Source organism: Kitasatospora sp. NPDC030952 (genome assembly GCF_055571335.1).
In genome coordinates this window covers 218,134-236,032 of sequence record NZ_JBVIFM010000005.1, presented here as the reverse complement: position 1 = coordinate 236,032, position 17,899 = coordinate 218,134, and the positions used below count along the sequence as shown (strand labels likewise).

Below are 17,899 nucleotides of genomic sequence, written 5' to 3'. Positions count from 1 at the left end.
CGTGACCCCTCAGGCCGTGATCATCAGCTGCCCGCTGCCGCCGCCCGGTCTAAGGCACTCCTGGTTGATCGCCGGATCAGGGGCGCTCGGCGAGGTGGCGGCGGCGATCCGCAGCTCGATGATGTCCCGGACCGCCGGCCATTCGGAGTCCAGGATCGAGTAGAACGCGGTCGAGCGCACCACCCCGTCCAGCCCGCGCGAGTGCGCCCGGCGGACGCCCTCGGAGGTCGCGCCGAGCCGCTCGATCGCGGCCCGCGAGCGCAGGTTGCGGGCGTCCGCGCGCAGCGAGATCCGCTGCACGCCCCAGGTCTCGAAGGCGTGCCGGAGCATCAGCAGCTTGGCCTCGGTGTTGATGCCGGTGCCCTGGGCGCGCGGGGAGAGCCAGGTGTTGCCGATCTCGGCGGCGTCCGGGACGGCCGTCGCCGGATCGCCGAACGGCACGCCGGGCACCGGCGGCCACACCATGGGGCCCTGCCAGTAGTCGAGTTCCAGGAATCGGGTGGAGCCGACCACCCGGCCGTCGGCGACGTTCACCGTCGCGAACGGCACCGACCGGCCCGCAGCCTGGTCCGCGAGGGCGCGCGCGATGTAGTCGCGGGCCGCTTCCAGGCCGTGCGGGACGGGGGTGAAGGCGTAGGTCGTTCGGTCCTCGGCGCCGGCCGCGGCGATGGCCTCGGCGTGGTGGGCGGCGAGGGGCTCCAACCGAACGGTGCGGCCGGTGAGGAAGACAGGTGCTGGCACGGAACCTTGGTCCTTCATCGGTCGTAGGGCGCAGTCCGCGCCGGGGTGCGGCACGCGCTGCGGTGGACTGGGGTCGCCCCGGCCCGGTTTCCGCTTCCGGGTACCCGTGCGCGCCGGAGGATTCCGGTCGGGTGGGGCGGGAGCGGCGGCCCGGAACGGGCGGCGAGGTGTGCCGGAACGGACACGGATCCTCGGACCGGTCCGGCGGGAAGGGCGAGCGGACAGTGTGCGTCCGCGAAATGGCCGAAGAGGAAACGAGAGCGCGAAGGGAAGCAGGCGGCCAGGTGAAGGCAAGATGCGTCGTGGGTGTCTGCCCGAGCAGCGATCCGGGTCGTGATCGACGGCGTTACGGACGACGTGACGACGACGCGACGATGCGAGGCAGCGAGAGGACGATACCCGCCAGAACGCGGTGCGTCACTTCGCGGCACGCGAATGGCGGCGCGGACCGCCACCGCACGCCCCGGAGCAGCCTGTTGAACACCCGTGACCAGGGCTTTTCCCCTCGGATGCGATCATGGTCCGGAGCGGTCGACGACGGTCTCCGGCCGCGTCCCCGGGCGGGTCGCCGGACGGGCGGTCGGCCGGAACGGGAATTCCGGCGCGGCCCGGCACGCTGGAGAGGACGAGAGGCCGGTCGGGTCGGGACGAGCAGAGAACGGGGTTGGGTGCGCGGTGCGAGACTTCCAGGCGCTGTACGAGCTGGATGAGCGGGGCGTGGCCGCGGTGGCCGCGGCCAACGCGGAGCTGCGTGACACCGGCGCCGGCCTGGTGCTGCTCCAGCACTTCGAGGGCTTCATGGACGCCGGCGAGGCCGGCGGCCAGGTGGTGGCCCACCTGCTGGAGACGGGCTCGCCCCAGGTGGTGGCCCGCTTCGACCACGACCGCCTGGTCGACTACCGGGCCCGCCGCCCCGCGATGGTCTTCGACCACGACCACTGGTCGTCCTACGACCCGCCGGAGATCCTGCTCCAGCTGGTCCGGGACGCGGCCGGCGCCCCGTTCCTGCTGCTCACCGGCCCGGAGCCGGACGTGGAGTGGGAGCGGTTCGCGCGCGCCGTCCGCGAGCTGGTCGAGCGCTTCGAGGTCCGGCTCAGCCTGGACTTCCACGGCATCCCGATGGGCGTGCCGCACACCCGCCCGGTCGGTTTGACGCCGCACGGCAACCGGCTGGACCTCGCGCCGGGCTACCCGCAGTGGTTCGAGCAGGCGCAGGTCCCGGGCAGCGCCCAGGCACTGCTGGAGTACCGGCTGGCCGAGGCCGGGCACGACGTGCTGGGCTTCGCGGTGCACGTCCCGCACTACGTGGCCCGTTCGGCCTACCCGGCGGCCGCCGTGCTGATCCTGGAGGCCGTGCAGTCGGCCACCGGCCTGGTGCTGCCCGGCACCAAACTGCGCGAGCGGATGGGCGAGGTGTACGCCGACATCGAGGAGCAGTTGGCCCAGGGGGACGGCGAGTTGCGCTCGGCGATCCGCGGCATGGAGGGCCAGTACGACGCGGTGGCGGGCGCCGACGGCCGGGAGAGCCTGCTGGCCGAGCCGGTCGACCTGCCGTCGGCGGACGAGCTGGGGCGGCGCTTCGAGCAGTTCCTGGCCGAGCACGAGCGCGACGCGGAGTAGCACGGCGTGGAGTAGCGCGGCACGGAGCGGATGGAGTGGTTCGCGCCGGGAGTCATCGGCGCCGCCCGTACGTTGCAGTCTGCGGTGCCCGGGGGACGGGCCGCCGCGTACGGAGCTGCCCGTGATCCGCACCCCCGGGGGGATGCCATGCCGAGGACCACACGCCCGACGGCCGTTGCGACGGCCGGGCTCGCCGCCTTGCTGTTGGCGGGACTGACCGGATGCGGCGGCGGGGGCGGTTCGGACGGCCCGGCCGCCGCGGACCGCGGCTTCGCGGGCGCGGTGCCCGGCCGCGCCCCGGCCGCCGCGAGCCCGACCCTGACCCCGACGCCGACCCCGACCCCGCCGCCGAGCGGCCCGTACGTGGCGCTCGGCGACTCGTACACCGCCGGGCCCCGGATCGCCCCGCAGGTCGGCGAGCCGGGTGGGTGCGCCCGCTCCGGGGTCAACTACCCCTCCCTGCTGGCGAAGGCGCTCGCCCTGGAGCCCGAGCGGTTCCGGGATGTCAGCTGCAGCGGCGCCCGTACCGGCGACCTGAAGGCCCCGCAGAAGACCGACGACGGCGCCAACCCGGCCCAGCTGGACGCCCTGACCCCGGCCACCCGGCTGGTCACCCTGGGCATCGGCGGCAACGACGCCGGCTTCATGCAGGTCGTCACCCAGTGCGCCAAGGACACCCTGGCGGACGCGGTGAAGGACCTGGTCGGCGAGGACGGCTCGGCCGCGCCCTGCCGGGACCGCTACGCCTCCGGCGGTACCGACGAGGTGCGGGCCAAGGTGGACGCGGCCGGCGAGAAGGTCGCCGAGACCCTGCGGGAGATCGGCCGCCGCTCCCCGCAGGCCCGGGTGTACGTGATCGGCTACCCGTCGCTGCTCCCGGCCGACCCGGCCGGCTGCGTGCCGGTGCTGGGCACCACGATCGCGACGGCGGACCTGCGCTTCCTCGCCGAGAAGGAGCAGCAACTCAACGGGATGCTCAAGCAGCGCGCGGAGGCCGCCGGGGCCGTGTTCGTGGACACCGCCGGGCCCTCGGCCGGGCACGACATGTGCGCGGGGGAGGACGCCCGCTGGATCGAGCCGCCGTTCCCGGCCCACGGGCTCACCCCGATCCACCCCAACGCGAAGGGGGAGGAGGGGGTGGCCGCCGCCGTGCTGAAGGCCGTCCGGGGCTGACCCGCCGCCGCGGCCTCCCGGACGCACGGGCACGGGCACCTCCGCGGGCCCACGGGTTACCTTCGTGGGCTCCCGGGCTCCTTCACGGGCCCTCCGGGGACTGGACCGTTCGGGTCCGGTCGAATCGTCGGGCCCGACACCGGCGCGCCTCCCACGGTTCACGCCCCGGTCCACACCACTTCGTGCGCGGCACACCCCGCGTGTCGGAGGCCCGGCGTACCGTGAGGGGCATATGGACGACACCACGCACCGCCTCGCCGCCCCGATCCCGTACGACCACGCCGCCGAGGCCCGCTGGGTCCCCGAACCGGACAAGCGCCCCGGCCGCACCGCCTTCCAGCGCGACCGCGCCCGGGTGCTGCACTCCGCGGCGCTGCGCCGCCTGGCCGGCACCACCCAGGTGGTCGCCCCCATGCGCAGCGACTTCCCGCGCACCCGGCTCACCCACTCGCTCGAATGCGCCCAGGTCGGGCGGGAGCTCGGCGCCGCCCTCGGCTGCGACCCGGACCTCGTGGAGGCCGGCTGCCTGGCCCACGACATCGGCCACCCGCCCTTCGGCCACACCGGCGAGGAGGCGCTCGACCAGGCCGCCGAGGACTGCGGCGGCTTCGAGGGCAACGCCCAGTCGCTGCGCATCCTCACCCGGCTCGAACCCAAGCGCTTCGCGCCCCCGGAGGACCAGCCCGCCGCCCGGCTCGCCCCCTGGCCCGGCCGCAGCGTCGGCCTCAACCTGACCCGGGCCGCCCTGGACGCCGCCACCAAGTACCCGTGGACCAAGGGCGCCCACCCCACCGACCCGGCCTCGCCCAAGTACGGCGTCTACGCCGACGACCTGCCGGTCTTCCGCTGGCTGCGGGCCGGCTCCCCGGCCGGGCGCAAGTGCTTCGAGGCCACCGTCATGGACTGGTCCGACGACGTCGCCTACTCCACCCACGACGTCGAGGACGGCCTCCAGGCCGGCCACATCGACCCGGCCGCCCTGCGCGCCCCCGGCGAGCGCGCCGACCTGTTCAAGGTCGCCGAGCGCTACGCCCGGGACGCCGAGCCGGAGGAGCTCGCCGCCGCACTGGACCGGCTGCTCGCCCAGGACTTCTGGCCGCGGGGCTACGACGGCACCGCGCGCGCCCGGGCCGGGCTCAAGGACTTCACCAGCCAGCTGATCGGCCGCTTCTGCCTGGCCGCCGAGCAGGCCACCCGGGCCCGCTACGGGCCCGGCCGGCTCACCCGCTACACCGCCGAGCTGGTGGTGCCGCGGGACGTCCGGCTGGAGGTCGCGGTGCTCAAGGCGGTCGCCGTCCTCTACGTGATGATGCGCGACGAGCAGGCCCAGCTGCGGACCCGGCAGCGGATCGTGATCGCCGAGCTGGCGTACGTACTGAACCAGCGGGCCCCCGAGGGGCTGGACCCGGTCTTCGCCGCGATGTACCACGAGGCCGAGGACGACCGCGCGGCCCTGCGCACCGTCATCGACCAGATCGCCACCCTCACGGACGCCTCGGCCCTGGCCCTGCACGCCAAACTCGTCGGCGCCTCCTGGACGTGACGCCCGCGGCAGGGAACCCCGGCTCGAAACCCCGGCCGCCCCAGTAGACTTCCGGGGTGGCCGGGCGGATCAGGGACGAAGACGTACAGGCGGTGCGCAGCGCACTGCCGATCGACGCGGTGGTCGGCGACTACGTACAGCTGACCAACGGTGGCGGCGGCGAGTACAAGGGCGTCTGCCCCTTCCACGACGAGAAGTCCGCCTCCTTCTACGTCAACCCCGCCAAGGGCGTCTTCCACTGCTTCGGCTGCCAGGAGAACGGCGACACCATCGCCTTCCTGATGAAGATCGAGCACTTCACCTTCGCCGAGGCCGTCGAGCGGATGGCCGCCCAGGCCGGCATCACCCTGCGCTACGAGGAGGGCGGCTACAGCCCCCGCCACCAGCAGGGCGAGCGCACCCGGCTGGTCGAGGCGCACAAGGTGGCCGCCGCCTGGTACCAGGAGCAGCTGGCCTCGCCGGAGGCGGAGATCGGCCGCCGCTTCCTGGCCGAGCGCGGCTTCGACGAGGAGGCGGCCAGGACCTTCGGCGTCGGCTACGCCCCCGCGGGGTGGGAGCACCTGGTCCGCTACCTGCGCGGCAAGGGCTTCACCGACAAGGAGATCCTCCAGGGCGGTCTGGCCTCGCAGGGCCAGCGCGGCGGGCTGATCGACCGCTTCCGGGGCCGGCTGGTGTGGCCGATCCGGGACATCGCGGGCGAGGTGATCGGCTTCGGCGCCCGCCGGCTGCGCGAGGACGACAACGGCCCGAAGTACCTGAACACCCCCGAGACGCCGATCTACAAGAAGTCCCACGTGCTGTACGGCATCGACCTGGCGAAGAAGGAGATCGCCAAGTCGGGCCGGGCGGTGGTGGTCGAGGGCTACACCGACGTGATGGCCTGCCACCTGGCCGGGGTCACCTCGGCGGTGGCGACCTGCGGCACCGCCTTCGCCGAGGACCACATCAAGATCATCCGCCGGCTGCTGATGGACACCTCGCAGTACCGCGGCGAGACGGTCTTCACCTTCGACGGCGACGCGGCCGGCCAGAAGGCCGCGCTGCGGGCCTTCGAGGACGACCAGAAGTTCGCCGCCAAGACCTCCATCGCGGTCAGCCCCGGCGGCATGGACCCCTGCGAGCTGCGCCTGGCCCAGGGCGACGACGCGGTCCGGCAACTGATCGACAACCCCGTCCCGCTGTTCGAGTTCGCGCTGCACACGGCGGTGGCCAAGCACCGGGTAGAGACGCCCGAGGGGCAGGCCGCCGCGTTGGAGGAGGCGGCCCTGATCGTCGCCAAGATCAAGGACCCGTCGATCCGGCACGGCTACGCGATCCGCCTGGCCGGCATGGTCGGGGTGAACCCCGGCGACGAGCAGTTCGTGGTCCGCCGGATCTCCCAGCTGGCCCGCTGGGAGCGGGAGCGGCAGCAGAACCCCCGCGCCAACGGCCAGCAGCGGCGCACCGAGCAGCCGGTCGCGGCGCCGCGCCCCGCCCAGCCGGCCTTCCGGCTCAACCCGCGCGACCCGGCCCAGTTCGTCGAGCGCGAGCTGCTCAAGCTGGCGCTCCAGCACCCGGACCTGGTCAGCCCGGCCTTCGACCACTACGGCGAGGACGAGTTCCCGACCCCGCCGTACGCCGCCGTCCGGCAGGCCATCGCCAAGGCCGGCGGCGCCGTGTTCGGGGCGACGGTGCCCGACTTCACCAGCGCGGTGCGCGAGGCGTCCCCGGACGACCAGGTGCGTTCGCTGGTGACCGAGCTGACCGTCGAACCGGTGCGCTCGCTGCGCAAGGCCGACGCGATCTACGCGGGCGAGTTCCTGGTCAAGCTGCGCCTGCTGGCCGTCGACCGCCGGATCGCCGAGGTCCGCGGCTACCTCCAGCGGCTGGGCCACCGGGCGGACACCGAGCAGCTGCACGCGGTGCAGACCGAGCTGTGGCAGCTCCAGCAGTACGGCGACCAGCTCAAGAGCCGGGGCGCCGCGGCTCTGTGAGCCCCGCACGGGAGGCGGGCGAGGAGCCCGGCGAGGAGCCTGCCGGGAAGCCCGGCGAGTTCCGTGCAGAAAGTCGGCGCACGAGTCTCGGCCACGGAGCGTGGCGTACCCCACACTGGAGGGCGCCCTACCTCCGTACAGCGCGGGTCCGCCAGAGTCGCGCCCGCCCCGAGGGATGCCCGTGGACCGAGGCCTTGCCGCAGCGACCACCGCCACCAGACGAGCCCAGCCCGCCCGGACACCGGACGGGGAGCAGGAGACGGACCACGGCCGGGCCGGGGCCGCGCCCCCGGCCGGCGAGCTGATGCCCGCCCGGGAACTGCCGGAGGGCCACCCCGACAGCCCGGACCAGGACCCGGACGGCCCGGACCCGGAGGCGCAGGCCGAGCCGGATCCCGAGGACGAGCCGCCCGAGCGCGCCGAGGGTGCCGCCCCCGCCCCCGATCTGCTGCGCCAGTACCTGCGCGAAATCGGCCGGATCCGGCTCCTCACCGCGGCCGAGGAGGTCGAACTGGCCCGCCGGATCGAGGTCGGCCTGTTCGCCGAGGAGCGGCTGGACGGCGACCCCCCGCCGCCGGACCCGCTGGCCCGCGAGCTGGACTCCCTGGTGGTCGCCGGCCGGATCGCCAAGCGCCGCCTGATCGAGGCCAACCTGCGCCTGGTGGTGTCCGTCGCCAAGCGCTACGTCGGTCGCGGACTGACCCTGCTGGACCTCGTCCAGGAGGGCAACGTCGGCCTGATCCGCGCCGTCGAGAAGTTCGACTACGCCAAGGGCTTCAAGTTCTCCACCTACGCGACCTGGTGGATCCGGCAGGCGATGAGCCGGGCCCTGGCCGACCAGGCCCGCACGATCCGGGTGCCGGTGCATGTGGTGGAGCTGATCAACCGGGTGGTCCGGGTGCAGCGCACCCTGCTCCAGCAGCGCGGAGTGGAGCCGACCGCGGCCGACATCGCCACCGCCCTGGAGCTCACCGAGGTGCGGGTGCGCGAACTCCTCCGGCTGGCCCAGGAGCCGATCTCGCTGCACACCCCGGTCGGGGAGGAGGACGACGTCGCGCTCGGCGACCTGATCGAGGACGCCGACGCGGCCTCACCCGCCGAGTCCGCGGCCTTCCTGCTGCTGCGACAGCACCTGGACGCGGTGCTGGCGACCCTCGGCGAGCGGGAGCGCCAGGTCGTCCAGCTCCGCTACGGGCTGGACGACGGGCGTCCGCGCACGCTGGAGGAGATCGGTGCGGTGTTCGGCGTGACCCGGGAGCGGATCCGCCAGATCGAGTCCAAGACCCTGGTCAAGCTCCGCGACCACGCCTACGCCGACCAACTGCGCGGCTACCTCGACTAGCCGGTCAGGCCTCAGGCCTCAGCTCTCAGATGTCCGGCCTCAGACCTCTGACCTCAGGGCGCGGATGGGCTCGGCGACGTCTGGCCGGTCGCCGGTGGCTGCGCCGGGCCGGCCGGGGCCGAGTCGCCCGGCGTCGGCGTCGGCGTCGGTGTCGGCGTCGCCGCCGCGGCCCCGGTGCCCGGAGGCGGCGAGGCGGGTCCGATCGGGATCGGGGTGGAGTCCACCACCGAGGCCAGGGCGGTGACGGTCGTGGTGCAGTCGTTCCCGGCGGGCTGGAAGCCGCAGACCTGGAAGCCGATCGACGGGTCCGCCGCGTTCAGCATCTGCGAGTAGTTGTCGTAGCCCCAGTGGATCATCGCGGTCTCGCTGTCCCCGGTGCTGTCGGTGATCACCGCGTAGTCCTTGGGCTCGCCCTCGGTGATCGCCGCCCAGGCGGCCTGGCAGGTCCGGCTGTACCGGAGGTAGACGACGACCTTGCCGACCACCTGGGTCCGCAGGGTGCGGGCGTCCTTGCCGCAGCCGGTGGTCTTGGGGTCCTTGTGGGCGCAGCCGAGGGCCCGGCAGGCGGGGTCGGACGGGTCGGACGGGGCCGACGGGGCGGACTTGACGGTGGACGAGGCGGTCGGAGCCGGCCCGTCGGCGGCCGAGGCCTGGTCGTCGTGCCGGCTGACCCGCAGGCCGACCAGCACCAGCAGCAACGCCAGCACGGCCGCGCCGGAGACCAGCGCCGCCGGGCGCCGCCACCAGGCGGCGGGTTCGGCGGCGGGCTGCCCGGCGGTCGGCGCCGGCTCCTGGTCCGCGGGCAGCTCGCTCGCCGGCCCGGCCACCAGCTGGTCCGGCTGGTCCGGCTCCTCGGCCACCGGCCGGCCGTCGGAGAGCTCCGGGGCAGGGGCCGGGGCAGAGGCCTGAACGGGGGCGTGAACAGGGGCCTGAGCCGGGGCCTGGGCAGGCTCCTCAGCAGCCTCCTCAGCGGTTTCCTCGGCCACGGCCTCCCCGGCAGCGGGCTCCATCGCCCGCCGCCACAGTCGGCGCAGCGCGGCCGGGTCGCAGTCCACCGCCCCGATCAGCGCCTCCAGCGCCTGCGCGGTCACCACCCGCTTGCCGTTCAGCCAGCGCTCCCAGGAGGCCCGGCTGTAGTGGGTCCGGGTGGCCAGCTCGGACAGCGAGAGCCCGGCCGCGTCCTTGATCGTCCGGAGCTCCTCGGCCAGCAGCCGGGCGGGCTCGGACAGTTCCTCGGGCAGGTCCTTCCAGGCGGAAGCCAATGCGGCCCTCCATGAGTCGCAGGACGGGACAGTCCCAGGACGGGACAACGGTGGACGGTGCGAGAGGCGCGCGCCCGGTCCTCCGGCGTCTCCTCTTCTCCAACCTCAGCGGCCTGGTGTCCCAAACTCCAGGTCATGGCGTTGAGACGGACGGAAGTGTCTCACAACACCTCGGAACCCTCGAACAGTCATGTGTTCGTCGTGCAGAGTTCTCCTCGCCGGTGCGTTTTCCACCGCCCCGGCCGCTTCGTTCGGGCACCGGCCGGTCGGCCGGGTCAGGCTCGACACGGAGTCCCGGACCCCCACCGGTCGGGGCAGCCTCGCGGGGGGAGGCTGCCCCGACCGACCCGGGACCACCCGGCGGGAGGGCGCTTCCCAGTGCCCTCCCGCTGCGGCGTTTCCGGCCCGCGGCGCCCGCGTGGCGGCCGGGCCGAAACACGCCCCCTGGGGCGTGTCTGACAATTCCCGCCGGGCGCGCGACGCCGGGGCACGCGCCTCGCCGCGTTGTCGTCAGTCGCCGATGCTCCGCATGGACTCCCTCCTCCGCCTTGCGATGCACGCACCCCGACGCCGCGCGCTGATCCGACGCGAATTGTCAGACACGCCCTAGTGGTGGAAGCCCTCGCGGACCGGCATCCCCAGTTCCCGGAGCGGGGCGGGCTGGCGCCGCAGCTCCGGCAGCAGCCGGTTGAGGTCGGCCAGCAGCAGGTCGGCGAGGTCCCGGGAGAAGCCGTTGCGGCAGACGATCCGGAGCACCGACAGGTCCTCCCGGTTCGCCGGGAAGCTGTACGCGGGCACCTGCCAGCCGCGCTCGCGCAGCCGCCGCGAGACGTCGAACACGTCGAAGTTCACGTCCTCGGTGGTGGTGAAGGCGAACACCGGGACTTGGTCTCCGGGGGTCAGCAGCCGGAAGCAGCCCAGTTTCCCGATCTCCCCGGCCAGGTAGGTGGCGACCTCCCGACAGGCCCCCTGGACGGCCCGGAAGCCCTCCCGGCCGAGCCGCAGGAAGACGTAGTACTGGGCCGCGACCTGCGCGCCGGGCCGGGAGAAGTTGAGCGCGAAGGTCGGCATCTCGCCGCCCAGGTAGTTGACCCGGAAGACCAGTTCCTCGGGCAGCGCCTCCTTGTCCCGCCACAGCGCCCAGCCGACGCCCGGGTAGACCAGGCCGTACTTGTGGCCGGAGGTGTTGATCGACTGCACCCGGGGGAGCCGGAAGTCCCAGACCAGCTCCGGGTCGAGGAACGGCGCCACCATGCCGCCGGAGGCGGCGTCGACGTGTACCGGGACGTCCAGGCCGGTGCGCTGCTGGAGTTCGTCCAGGGCCGCGCAGATCTCCGCGATCGGCTCGTACGACCCGTCGAAGGTCGAGCCGAGGATGCCGACCACGCCGATGGTGTTCTCGTCGCACAGGGCGACCGCCTGCTCGGGGCCGAGGTGGAAGCGCTCGCCCTCCATCGGCGCGGTGCGGGCCTCGATCTCCCAGAAGTTGCAGAACTTCTCCCAGCACACCTGGACGTTGATGCCCATCACCAGGTTGGGCCGGGCCCCGGACGCGTAGCGCTCGGGGTTGCGGCGCATCCAGCGGCGCTTGAGCGCCATGCCGGCCAGCATGCAGGCCTCGCTGGAGCCGGTGGTGGAGCAGCCGACCGCGGTGTCCGGGTCGGGGGCGTGCCAGAGGTCGGCGAGGATGGCCACGCAGCGCCGCTCCAGCTCGGCGGTCTGCGGGTACTCGTCCTTGTCGATCATGTTCTTGTCCAGGCACTCGGTCATCAGCCGGGTGGCCTGCACCTCCATCGAGGTGGTGACGAAGGTCGCCAGGTTGAGCTTGGCGCTGCCGTCCAGCATCAGCTCGTCGTGGACCAGCTGGTACGCGGTGTCGGCCGCCACCGGGCCCTCGCCGAGCCGGTGCACCGGAGGGGCCAGCTCCATCGCGCCCAGCGGATCGGTGATGCCGACGAACGGACTGACGCTCAGCCGGCGGTCGCCGCCGGTCCCTTTGTGCAGGGCCATGGGATCCTGCCGCCCTTTCGCCTCGGTGGCCGTGTCCCGACCCACGCTGCCATCGGGGGCGGCGCGACGCATCTTCGTCGGCGTACTCCGGCCAATCCCGTTCCCGCCCCCGCGGAGGGGCCCCACGCCGCCTACGACGAGGCGGCCTCCGGGTGGATCTGGTCCCGGGCGGCCCGGTACTGCTGGCGCACCGCCGAGCCGATCGCCAGGTCCTGCTCGTCCTCGGGCGCGATGGTCTCGGCGTCCGGCAGCGCCCACTCCGGCGGCTCGGGGGTGCCCGCCAGCGCCCAGGCGGCCTGCCGGGCGGCGCCGCGGGCGGCGTGCGCGCCCGGCGGCGGCACCACGACCGGGACGCCGAACAGCATCGGGGCGACGTGCCGCACCACGGGCAGTCGGCCGGCCGCGCCGAGCAGGAACACCCGCTTGATCGCCACGCCCTGGGCGCGCAGCACGTCCAGCGCGTCGGCGATGTTGCACAGCATGCCCTCGACGGCGGCCCGGGCCAGGTGCTGCGGGGTCATCGCCTCGGCCCGCAGGCCGGTCAGGGTGCCGGCGGCGTGCGGCAGCGCGGGGGTGCGCTCGCCGTCCAGGTAGGGGAGCAGCACCAGGCCGTAGGCGCCGGGGGAGGAGTGCTGGGCGAGGTCGCTCAGTCCTTCCAGGTCCCGGCCCAGCATGGCGGCGGTGGCGCGCAGCACCTGGGCGGCGTTGAGGGTGGCGACCATCGGCAGGTGTCGGCCGCCGGCGTCGGCGAAGGAGGAGACCAGCCCGGTGGCGTCCACCACGGCCTCGTCGTGGACGGCGAAGATCGTCCCGGCGCTGCCGAGCGAGACCACCGCGTCGCCCGGGCCGAGGCCCAGGCCCAGGGCGGCGGCCATGTTGTCGCCGGTGCCGGCCGAGATCAGCAGGCCCTCGGGGGTGTGCCCGGCGGGTTCGGCGGGGCCGAGCACGTCCGGCAGCCGCAGTTCGTGGCCGAGCGCCAGCTCGACCAGATCCTGCCGGTACTCGCCGGTGATCGGGGACCAGTAGCCGGTGCCGGAGGCGTCGCCGCGGTCGGTGGTGCGGCGCTTGGGGTGGCCGAGCAGCTGCCAGACCAGCCAGTCGTGCGGCAGCAGCACCTCGGCGACCCGGCGGGCGTTGGCCGGTTCGAACTCGGCCAGCCAGCGCAGCTTGGCGATGGTGTACGTCGGGCCGGGCACCGCGCCGATCGCGGCGGTCCAGGCGGCCGGGCCGCCGAGGGCGTCCAGCAGCTTGGCGGCGGCGCCGCCGGCGCGCGGGTCGTGCCACAGGATCGCGGGCCGGACCAGTACCCCGCCGGCGTCCAGGCCGATCATGCCGTGCTGCTGCGCGCTGACGCCGATCGCCCGGACGCTCTCCAGCAGGCCGCCGGCCGCGGCGTCGCCGAGCGAGTGCAGCCAGACCTGCGGGTCGGCCTCGCCGGGGCGCAGGTCCTGGTCCTCGGGGACGGGATGCGGAGCCTTGCCGGAGCGGAGGACGGCGCCGGTGTCCGCGTCGCACGCGACGATCCGGGTGCGGTTGGTCGAGCTGTCTATCCCCGCGACGATGGCCATGTCGAGATCATGCCTCAGCCCGGCCCGGGACGCGTCCGGGCCGGGTGAGACGTTGCCGGTTCGGGACCGCGCGTTGGGATCCCCTTTGCCCGGGGCCCGCCCGCGGACGGGCCCCGGACGCTACCGTCCGGTCACGGCCGGACGGTGCCCCAGCCGTCGTCCTCCGCGCGGGAGCGGCTGAAGTACGGCACCCGGTCGGTGACCGCGTTCGGCAGCCGGTCGCCGACCCGGTCCGCGACGGCGCCGGCCGCCTTCCCGGCCACCGCGCCGGCCTGCTGCCGCGCCCGGTCCGTCGCCCCCTGCACGGTGGGGTTCTGGGCGATCTGCCGGGTGACCTTGGCGATCTGTTCGTAGCGCTGGCGCCCGGCCCGCGAGCCGAGGACGTAGCCGGCCGCGAATCCCACGGCCAACGACAGCTTCCACATGATCGGACCCACCCTCTCCTGGCGGCCTTCTGCCGCATTGCCCTACCCGTTGCGCGGGACGGTGAACCGTCCCGCGCTCCCCAGCATCCCCGGGCGCCGCCGGGGGCGCGCGCGGGGCACGCCGGACCGGCGGTCCGGGGCGGCCGGGGGAAAGCGATTGGCGGACCACCCCCCCGAGTGCGCTAATGTATGTCCCGCAGCGAGCGCCGAGGAGCCCGGGGAACGGGAGCCGAAGCGGAAGCCGATCCCCCATAGCTCAATTGGCAGAGCAGCCGACTGTTAATCGGCAGGTTATTGGTTCGAGTCCAATTGGGGGAGCTCGGAAGGAGTGCTCCCAGGAGCCCGACTCCCGTGTCAGGTAAGGAAGTTCAGCACAGCGATCCCCCATAGCTCAATTGGCAGAGCAGCCGACTGTTAATCGGCAGGTTATTGGTTCGAGTCCAATTGGGGGAGCTGCGCCGGGTCCGCCCGGTGACTGCTCAGAGCGAAGGCCCCTCGGACGACCGGGGGGCCTTCGTGTTGCCCGCGCCGGTGTCGGGTGCGTCACTCCGCTCCCCGGGCGGGGCCGCGGTCAGGTGGTCGCCCGCCGGTAGAGGTCGGCGACCCGCTGGTCGAAGGCGACGCTGTACGAGGTGCCCGGGGTGTCCCCGCCCTCCTGGTAGCCGCCGATCACGCCGACCACCGTGCCGTCGCCGGTCACCCACGGGCTGCCGCTGGTGCCGTCGGTGTAGCCGCCGCAGTCGAAGCGCTCCTGGGTGGCGCTCTGCGCACTGGTCCGGACCGAGCAGGTGATCGGTTCGTCGCTCTGGTTGGGGTAGCCGGTCACCGAGACCGCCAGCCCGACGCCCTTGCCGGTGCCGAGCGGGTTGCCGCCGACCGCGTCCTCGACCTGCCGGCCGTCGGCCGGGTGGAGGGTGACGAAGGCCACGTCGTAGTCCGGGTCGTCGTCGGCGGCCCAGCGCGGGTCGACGGTGATCGACTCCACCTGCCAAGTCCCGTACGGGGAGTACCCGTTGCGGTAGCCGGGGGTGAACACCAGGCCGTCCAGCAGCCCGACCCGCTGGTTCTGCACGCAGTGCGCGGCGGTGACCAGCAGGTTGCGCCCGGGGCTGCGCACCACGCTCGCGGTGCAGGAGCGGGGCCCCTGGGCGTTGTGGATGGACAGGGTGCCGATCCGGTCGCGGGCCGCGCTCTGCTGGGCGATCTCGGCGCTCGGCGGCTTGTCCGGCCCAGCGCCGCACGCGGTGCCGGCGGCCAGCAGCAGGGCGGCCAGTGCGGTCGCTCCGGCCGTGCGCGCGGGCGGTACCGGGCCGGGGGCCATCGGGGCTCCGTCTCGTTTCCTCGGGGCGGGCATCCGGGCCGTGCGTTCCGCCGTTCGAGAGGAAGATCTACCAGGCCGTGCCCGGCGGCGCCAATGCCGGGTGTTCGATTCCGGGCCCGCTCCCGGCCCGCTCCCGGCCCGCTCAGCCGGTGGCCCGGTCGTAGAGCGCCTGCACCCGGTCGCCGAAGTAACTGCTGTACGAGGTGTCCGGGCTGTTCCCGCCCTCCTGGTAGCCGCCGATCACGCCGACCACGGTGCCGGTGCGGGTGGCCGGGTCGAAGTCGGTGACCCAGGGGCTTCCGCTGGTGCCGCCGGTGTAGTCGGGGCAGTCGATCCGCAGTTGGGTGGCGCTCTGCTCGGAGGTGGTGTTGGAGCAGGTGATCGGCACGTCGCTGCTGCCCGGGTAGCCGGTGACCCGCACCGGGACCCGGTAGCCGCGGTTGACGCCCAGTTCGTTGGCGCCGAGCACCTGTTGGACCTGCTGCCCGTTCTGTGCCTGGACGACGGCGAAGGCGACGTCCATGTCCGGGTCGGCGTGGTCCTTCCAGCCGTCGTCCACGGTGACGGCCAGCAGCGGCCAGACACCGCTCGGGGTGTCGCCGTTGCGGTAGCCGGGGACGAAGACCAGGTCGCTGCGCTGGCCGATCTTCGGGTCCCAGACGCAGTGCGCGGCGGTGACGATCAGATTGAGGCCGGCGCTGTCCACCACGCTGGCGGTGCAGAAGTGGTCGCCGCCCGCGTTGCGCGTGAACACCGCGCCGACCAGGCCGTTCAACACGGTGGGCTTGGCGGTGCGGGTGACCCCGGTGTGCCTGCCGAGCGCCCCCTTGAAGCGCTGCTTGTTCCAGCCGTGGACGTTCGCGGTGGTGTTGGTGGGCGGTGCGGAGGTGACGGTCGGGGCGACACTGCCGGGCCGTGCCGCGGTGGTGCACCCCGCCGCCGCGAGCGCCAGCACCAGTGCCCCCGCCGCCGCTGCCGTCCCACGCTTCGTCATCAGCCCAGGCTGCCCTGTCGGGGCCCGCCGCCGCCACCCGGGCTCCGCTGCCCGGGGCGGCGCACGCCCTCGCGCACCCGGCTGCGCCCCCGGCGCGCACCACGGGTGATCGACCGGCTATGCTGCCCGGGACGGCCTCGCGGGGCCGTCTGCTGCTGCCGTGGGTCGACGACCGGCGCGCGCGGCGAACCGGGGCGGTAGCTCAGCCGGTTAGAGCAGGGGACTCATAATCCCTTGGTCGTGGGTTCGAGTCCCACCCGCCCCACTTCTCCCACCCCCGTGCGGCCCGTCGGCCGACGGGCCTTTGCGGCGCGGTTGAGAACTGATTGTACGCGCGCAAGCACCCTCCGTGGCGATGACGCGCCAAGGTTCACCCGCGTTGGGGAACCCCCGGTGCTCGGCGCTGAGCCGTGGCCCTTCCGGGATCGGCCGAGGCCCCCGGAGCTCTTCTTCGGCGTCACTCCGAGCAACTCACCCGCGATGCGGTCGTGCTGACGGTCCGAAAGGTGCAAGTCCCGGTCCTGGGGCGGGTCCTGTGCCGCCGGAGCGCGGAGCGGATTCCGAGTCCCCGATCCGACGGGCCGGTTGGCGCGCCCCGGTCGACGGTGCTCCGGCGGAGTCGGTCCGCGCTCCCCCTGGTGCGTTGCCGCAAAAAAGTGATATCACTTTGACAGCTGACGCGAGCACTCGCGCGGCGCACATCGCACAGGGGGGATCCGGTCCCGTGACCACACCGCACACCGCCGTCGAGGACGGTCCTGTCATCGACCTTCCGGCTCCGAAGATCACCGAGCGGGTCATCACCGGAGCCGCCGGGCTGCCGGTGCTCGGCGCCGCGCTGCTCGGCGTGCTCGCCGGGTTGGGGGTGCTGATCACCGGAGGGGTCCAGATCAGCGGCGGCAGCAAGGGGGTGGGCATTCCGCTGGTGATCGTCGGGCCGTTGCTGGTGTTCGGCTCGCTGCTGACGCTGTGCGGCCTGACGGTCGTCTCGCCCGGTGAGGCCCGGGTGGTGCAGCTGCTCGGCCGCTACCGCGGCAGCATCCGGTCGGCGGGCCTGACCTGGCTGAACCCGTTCACCAGCCGCCGCCGGATCTCCACCCGGATCCGCAACCACGAGACCGAGACCACCAAGGTCAACGACGCGGACGGCAACCCGATCGAGATGGCCGCCGTGGTGGTCTGGCAGGTCGAGGACACCGCGATGGCGGTCTTCGAGGTGGACGACTACGTCGACTTCGTCGCCATCCAGACCGAGACGGCCGTCCGGCACATCGCCAGCAGCTACCCGTACGACGCCCACCACGAGGGGCAGTTGTCACTGCGCGACGGCGCGGAGGAGATCGCCCGCAAGCTGTCCGCCGAGATCTCCGCCCGGGTCGCCTCGGCCGGTGTGCGGGTCATCGAGTCCCGGATCACCCGGCTCGCCTACGCGCCCGAGGTCGCCCAGGTGATGCTCCAGCGTCAGCAGGCCGGGGCCGTGGTGGCCGCCCGGCGGCTGATCGTCGAGGGCGCCGTCGGTATGGTCGAGGAGGCGCTGGACCGGCTCGCCGAGCGCGACGTGGTGGAGTTGGACGAGGAGCGCAAGGCTGCCATGGTGAGCAACCTCCTGGTGGTGCTCTGCGGCGACCGGGGCACCCAGCCCGTCGTGAACACGGGCTCCCTCTACCAGTAAAGGGCGCGGCGTTGGCGACGGAACGGAAGAAGCTCCTGCTGCGACTGGATCCTTCGGTTCACGACGCGCTGGCCAGGTGGGCTGCGGACGAACTGCGCAGCACCAACGCACAGATCGAGTTCGTCCTCCGCCGCGCCCTCACCGAGGCCGGCCGGATGCCCAGCGGTGCGGCCCGGCTTCCCCGGCGCGGCCGACCGCCCAAGGAGAGCCCGGAGGGTGGCGGTCCCGCCGAGGACTGACCGCAGCGGCCGGGCG

14 protein-coding genes and 3 tRNA genes are annotated in these 17,899 nt (G+C 73.7%); 10 read left to right on the top strand and 7 right to left on the bottom strand.

Going from position 1 to position 17,899, the window contains the following annotated elements; translation table 11 throughout:
* Nucleotides 1-9 precede the first annotated feature (9 nt).
* Nucleotides 10-741 carry a GNAT family N-acetyltransferase gene (locus ACZ47G_RS12775; protein ID WP_380455406.1) on the bottom strand — a complete coding sequence of 244 codons (732 nt, stop codon included), beginning with the start codon at nt 739-741 and terminating at the stop codon, nt 10-12.
* Between the two features lie 675 nt (nt 742-1,416).
* Between ACZ47G_RS12775 and ACZ47G_RS12770 the strand changes: the two genes are divergently transcribed.
* The 5 genes from ACZ47G_RS12770 (at nt 1,417) to ACZ47G_RS12750 (ending at nt 8,392) form a co-directional block, all read left to right on the top strand.
* Nucleotides 1,417-2,361 carry a PAC2 family protein gene (locus ACZ47G_RS12770; protein ID WP_465741826.1) on the top strand — a complete coding sequence of 315 codons (945 nt, stop codon included), beginning with the start codon at nt 1,417-1,419 and terminating at the stop codon, nt 2,359-2,361.
* A gap of 147 nt (nt 2,362-2,508) precedes the next feature.
* Complete coding sequence (locus ACZ47G_RS12765; protein ID WP_465741824.1) at nt 2,509-3,534, top strand: SGNH/GDSL hydrolase family protein; 1,026 nt, start codon at nt 2,509-2,511, stop codon at nt 3,532-3,534.
* Nucleotides 3,535-3,766: 232 nt separating this feature from the next.
* Nucleotides 3,767-5,077, top strand: a complete 1,311-nt coding sequence (locus tag ACZ47G_RS12760) for a deoxyguanosinetriphosphate triphosphohydrolase (RefSeq protein WP_465741822.1) — start codon at nt 3,767-3,769, stop codon at nt 5,075-5,077.
* 56 nt (nt 5,078-5,133) lie between these two features.
* On the top strand, nt 5,134-7,050 hold the full coding sequence (gene dnaG, locus ACZ47G_RS12755) for a DNA primase (RefSeq protein WP_465741820.1): 1,917 nt from the start codon (nt 5,134-5,136) through the stop codon (nt 7,048-7,050).
* 175 nt (nt 7,051-7,225) lie between these two features.
* Entirely contained in the window at nt 7,226-8,392 is a 1,167-nt protein-coding gene (locus tag ACZ47G_RS12750) for an RNA polymerase sigma factor (RefSeq protein ID WP_465741818.1), read from the top strand.
* Nucleotides 8,393-8,445: 53 nt separating this feature from the next.
* On the opposite strand, the gene ACZ47G_RS12745 is transcribed toward ACZ47G_RS12750, so the two are convergent.
* From ACZ47G_RS12745 to ACZ47G_RS12730, 4 genes are all read right to left on the bottom strand, one after another.
* Nucleotides 8,446-9,654 (bottom strand): helix-turn-helix domain-containing protein, encoded by a 1,209-nt coding sequence (locus tag ACZ47G_RS12745; RefSeq protein WP_465741816.1) that lies wholly within the window; start codon nt 9,652-9,654, stop codon nt 8,446-8,448.
* A gap of 606 nt (nt 9,655-10,260) precedes the next feature.
* Nucleotides 10,261-11,664, bottom strand: coding sequence for a glutamate decarboxylase (locus ACZ47G_RS12740; RefSeq protein ID WP_465741814.1), 1,404 nt, complete (start codon nt 11,662-11,664; stop codon nt 10,261-10,263).
* A 131-nt stretch (nt 11,665-11,795) separates the two neighbouring features.
* Nucleotides 11,796-13,232: an FGGY family carbohydrate kinase gene (locus ACZ47G_RS12735; protein WP_465741812.1), complete on the bottom strand. Its 1,437-nt coding sequence runs from the start codon at nt 13,230-13,232 to the stop codon at nt 11,796-11,798.
* Between the two features lie 131 nt (nt 13,233-13,363).
* Entirely contained in the window at nt 13,364-13,657 is a 294-nt protein-coding gene (locus tag ACZ47G_RS12730; protein ID WP_350511030.1) for a hypothetical protein, read from the bottom strand.
* A 245-nt stretch (nt 13,658-13,902) separates the two neighbouring features.
* Here ACZ47G_RS12730 and ACZ47G_RS12725 point away from each other — a divergent pair.
* Nucleotides 13,903-13,975, top strand: a tRNA-Asn gene (locus ACZ47G_RS12725).
* Between the two features lie 62 nt (nt 13,976-14,037).
* Nucleotides 14,038-14,110 (top strand) — tRNA-Asn (locus tag ACZ47G_RS12720).
* Nucleotides 14,111-14,228: 118 nt separating this feature from the next.
* On the opposite strand, the gene ACZ47G_RS12715 is transcribed toward ACZ47G_RS12720, so the two are convergent.
* Together ACZ47G_RS12715 and ACZ47G_RS12710 are read right to left on the bottom strand one after the other, a co-directional pair.
* Nucleotides 14,229-14,978 (bottom strand): trypsin-like serine peptidase, encoded by a 750-nt coding sequence (locus tag ACZ47G_RS12715; protein WP_465741810.1) that lies wholly within the window; start codon nt 14,976-14,978, stop codon nt 14,229-14,231.
* A 142-nt stretch (nt 14,979-15,120) separates the two neighbouring features.
* Nucleotides 15,121-15,972 (bottom strand): trypsin-like serine peptidase, encoded by an 852-nt coding sequence (locus tag ACZ47G_RS12710; RefSeq protein ID WP_465741808.1) that lies wholly within the window; start codon nt 15,970-15,972, stop codon nt 15,121-15,123.
* Between the two features lie 191 nt (nt 15,973-16,163).
* On the opposite strand from ACZ47G_RS12710, the gene ACZ47G_RS12705 reads away from it, so the two are divergent.
* The 3 genes from ACZ47G_RS12705 to ACZ47G_RS12695 all read left to right on the top strand — a co-directional run bounded on the left by ACZ47G_RS12705 (nt 16,164) and on the right by ACZ47G_RS12695 (nt 17,883).
* A tRNA-Ile gene (locus ACZ47G_RS12705) sits at nt 16,164-16,237 on the top strand.
* 459 nt (nt 16,238-16,696) lie between these two features.
* On the top strand, nt 16,697-17,644 hold the full coding sequence (locus tag ACZ47G_RS12700; RefSeq protein ID WP_465741806.1) for an SPFH domain-containing protein: 948 nt from the start codon (nt 16,697-16,699) through the stop codon (nt 17,642-17,644).
* 11 nt (nt 17,645-17,655) lie between these two features.
* Nucleotides 17,656-17,883, top strand: a complete 228-nt coding sequence (locus ACZ47G_RS12695) for a type II toxin-antitoxin system antitoxin (protein ID WP_465741804.1) — start codon at nt 17,656-17,658, stop codon at nt 17,881-17,883.
* Nucleotides 17,884-17,899 lie beyond the last annotated feature (16 nt).

Coding starts and splice junctions, on each gene's coding strand:
- ACZ47G_RS12765 (WP_465741824.1), top strand. CDS start 2,509: ATGCCGAGGACCACACGCCCGACGGCCGTTGCGACGGCCGGGCTCGCC.
- ACZ47G_RS12760 (WP_465741822.1), top strand. CDS start 3,767: ATGGACGACACCACGCACCGCCTCGCCGCCCCGATCCCGTACGACCAC.
- ACZ47G_RS12750 (WP_465741818.1), top strand. CDS start 7,226: ATGCCCGTGGACCGAGGCCTTGCCGCAGCGACCACCGCCACCAGACGA.
- ACZ47G_RS12740 (WP_465741814.1), bottom strand. CDS start 11,664: ATGGCCCTGCACAAAGGGACCGGCGGCGACCGCCGGCTGAGCGTCAGT.
- ACZ47G_RS12735 (WP_465741812.1), bottom strand. CDS start 13,232: ATGGCCATCGTCGCGGGGATAGACAGCTCGACCAACCGCACCCGGATC.
- ACZ47G_RS12730 (WP_350511030.1), bottom strand. CDS start 13,657: ATGTGGAAGCTGTCGTTGGCCGTGGGATTCGCGGCCGGCTACGTCCTC.
- ACZ47G_RS12715 (WP_465741810.1), bottom strand. CDS start 14,978: ATGGCCCCCGGCCCGGTACCGCCCGCGCGCACGGCCGGAGCGACCGCA.
- ACZ47G_RS12710 (WP_465741808.1), bottom strand. CDS start 15,972: ATGACGAAGCGTGGGACGGCAGCGGCGGCGGGGGCACTGGTGCTGGCG.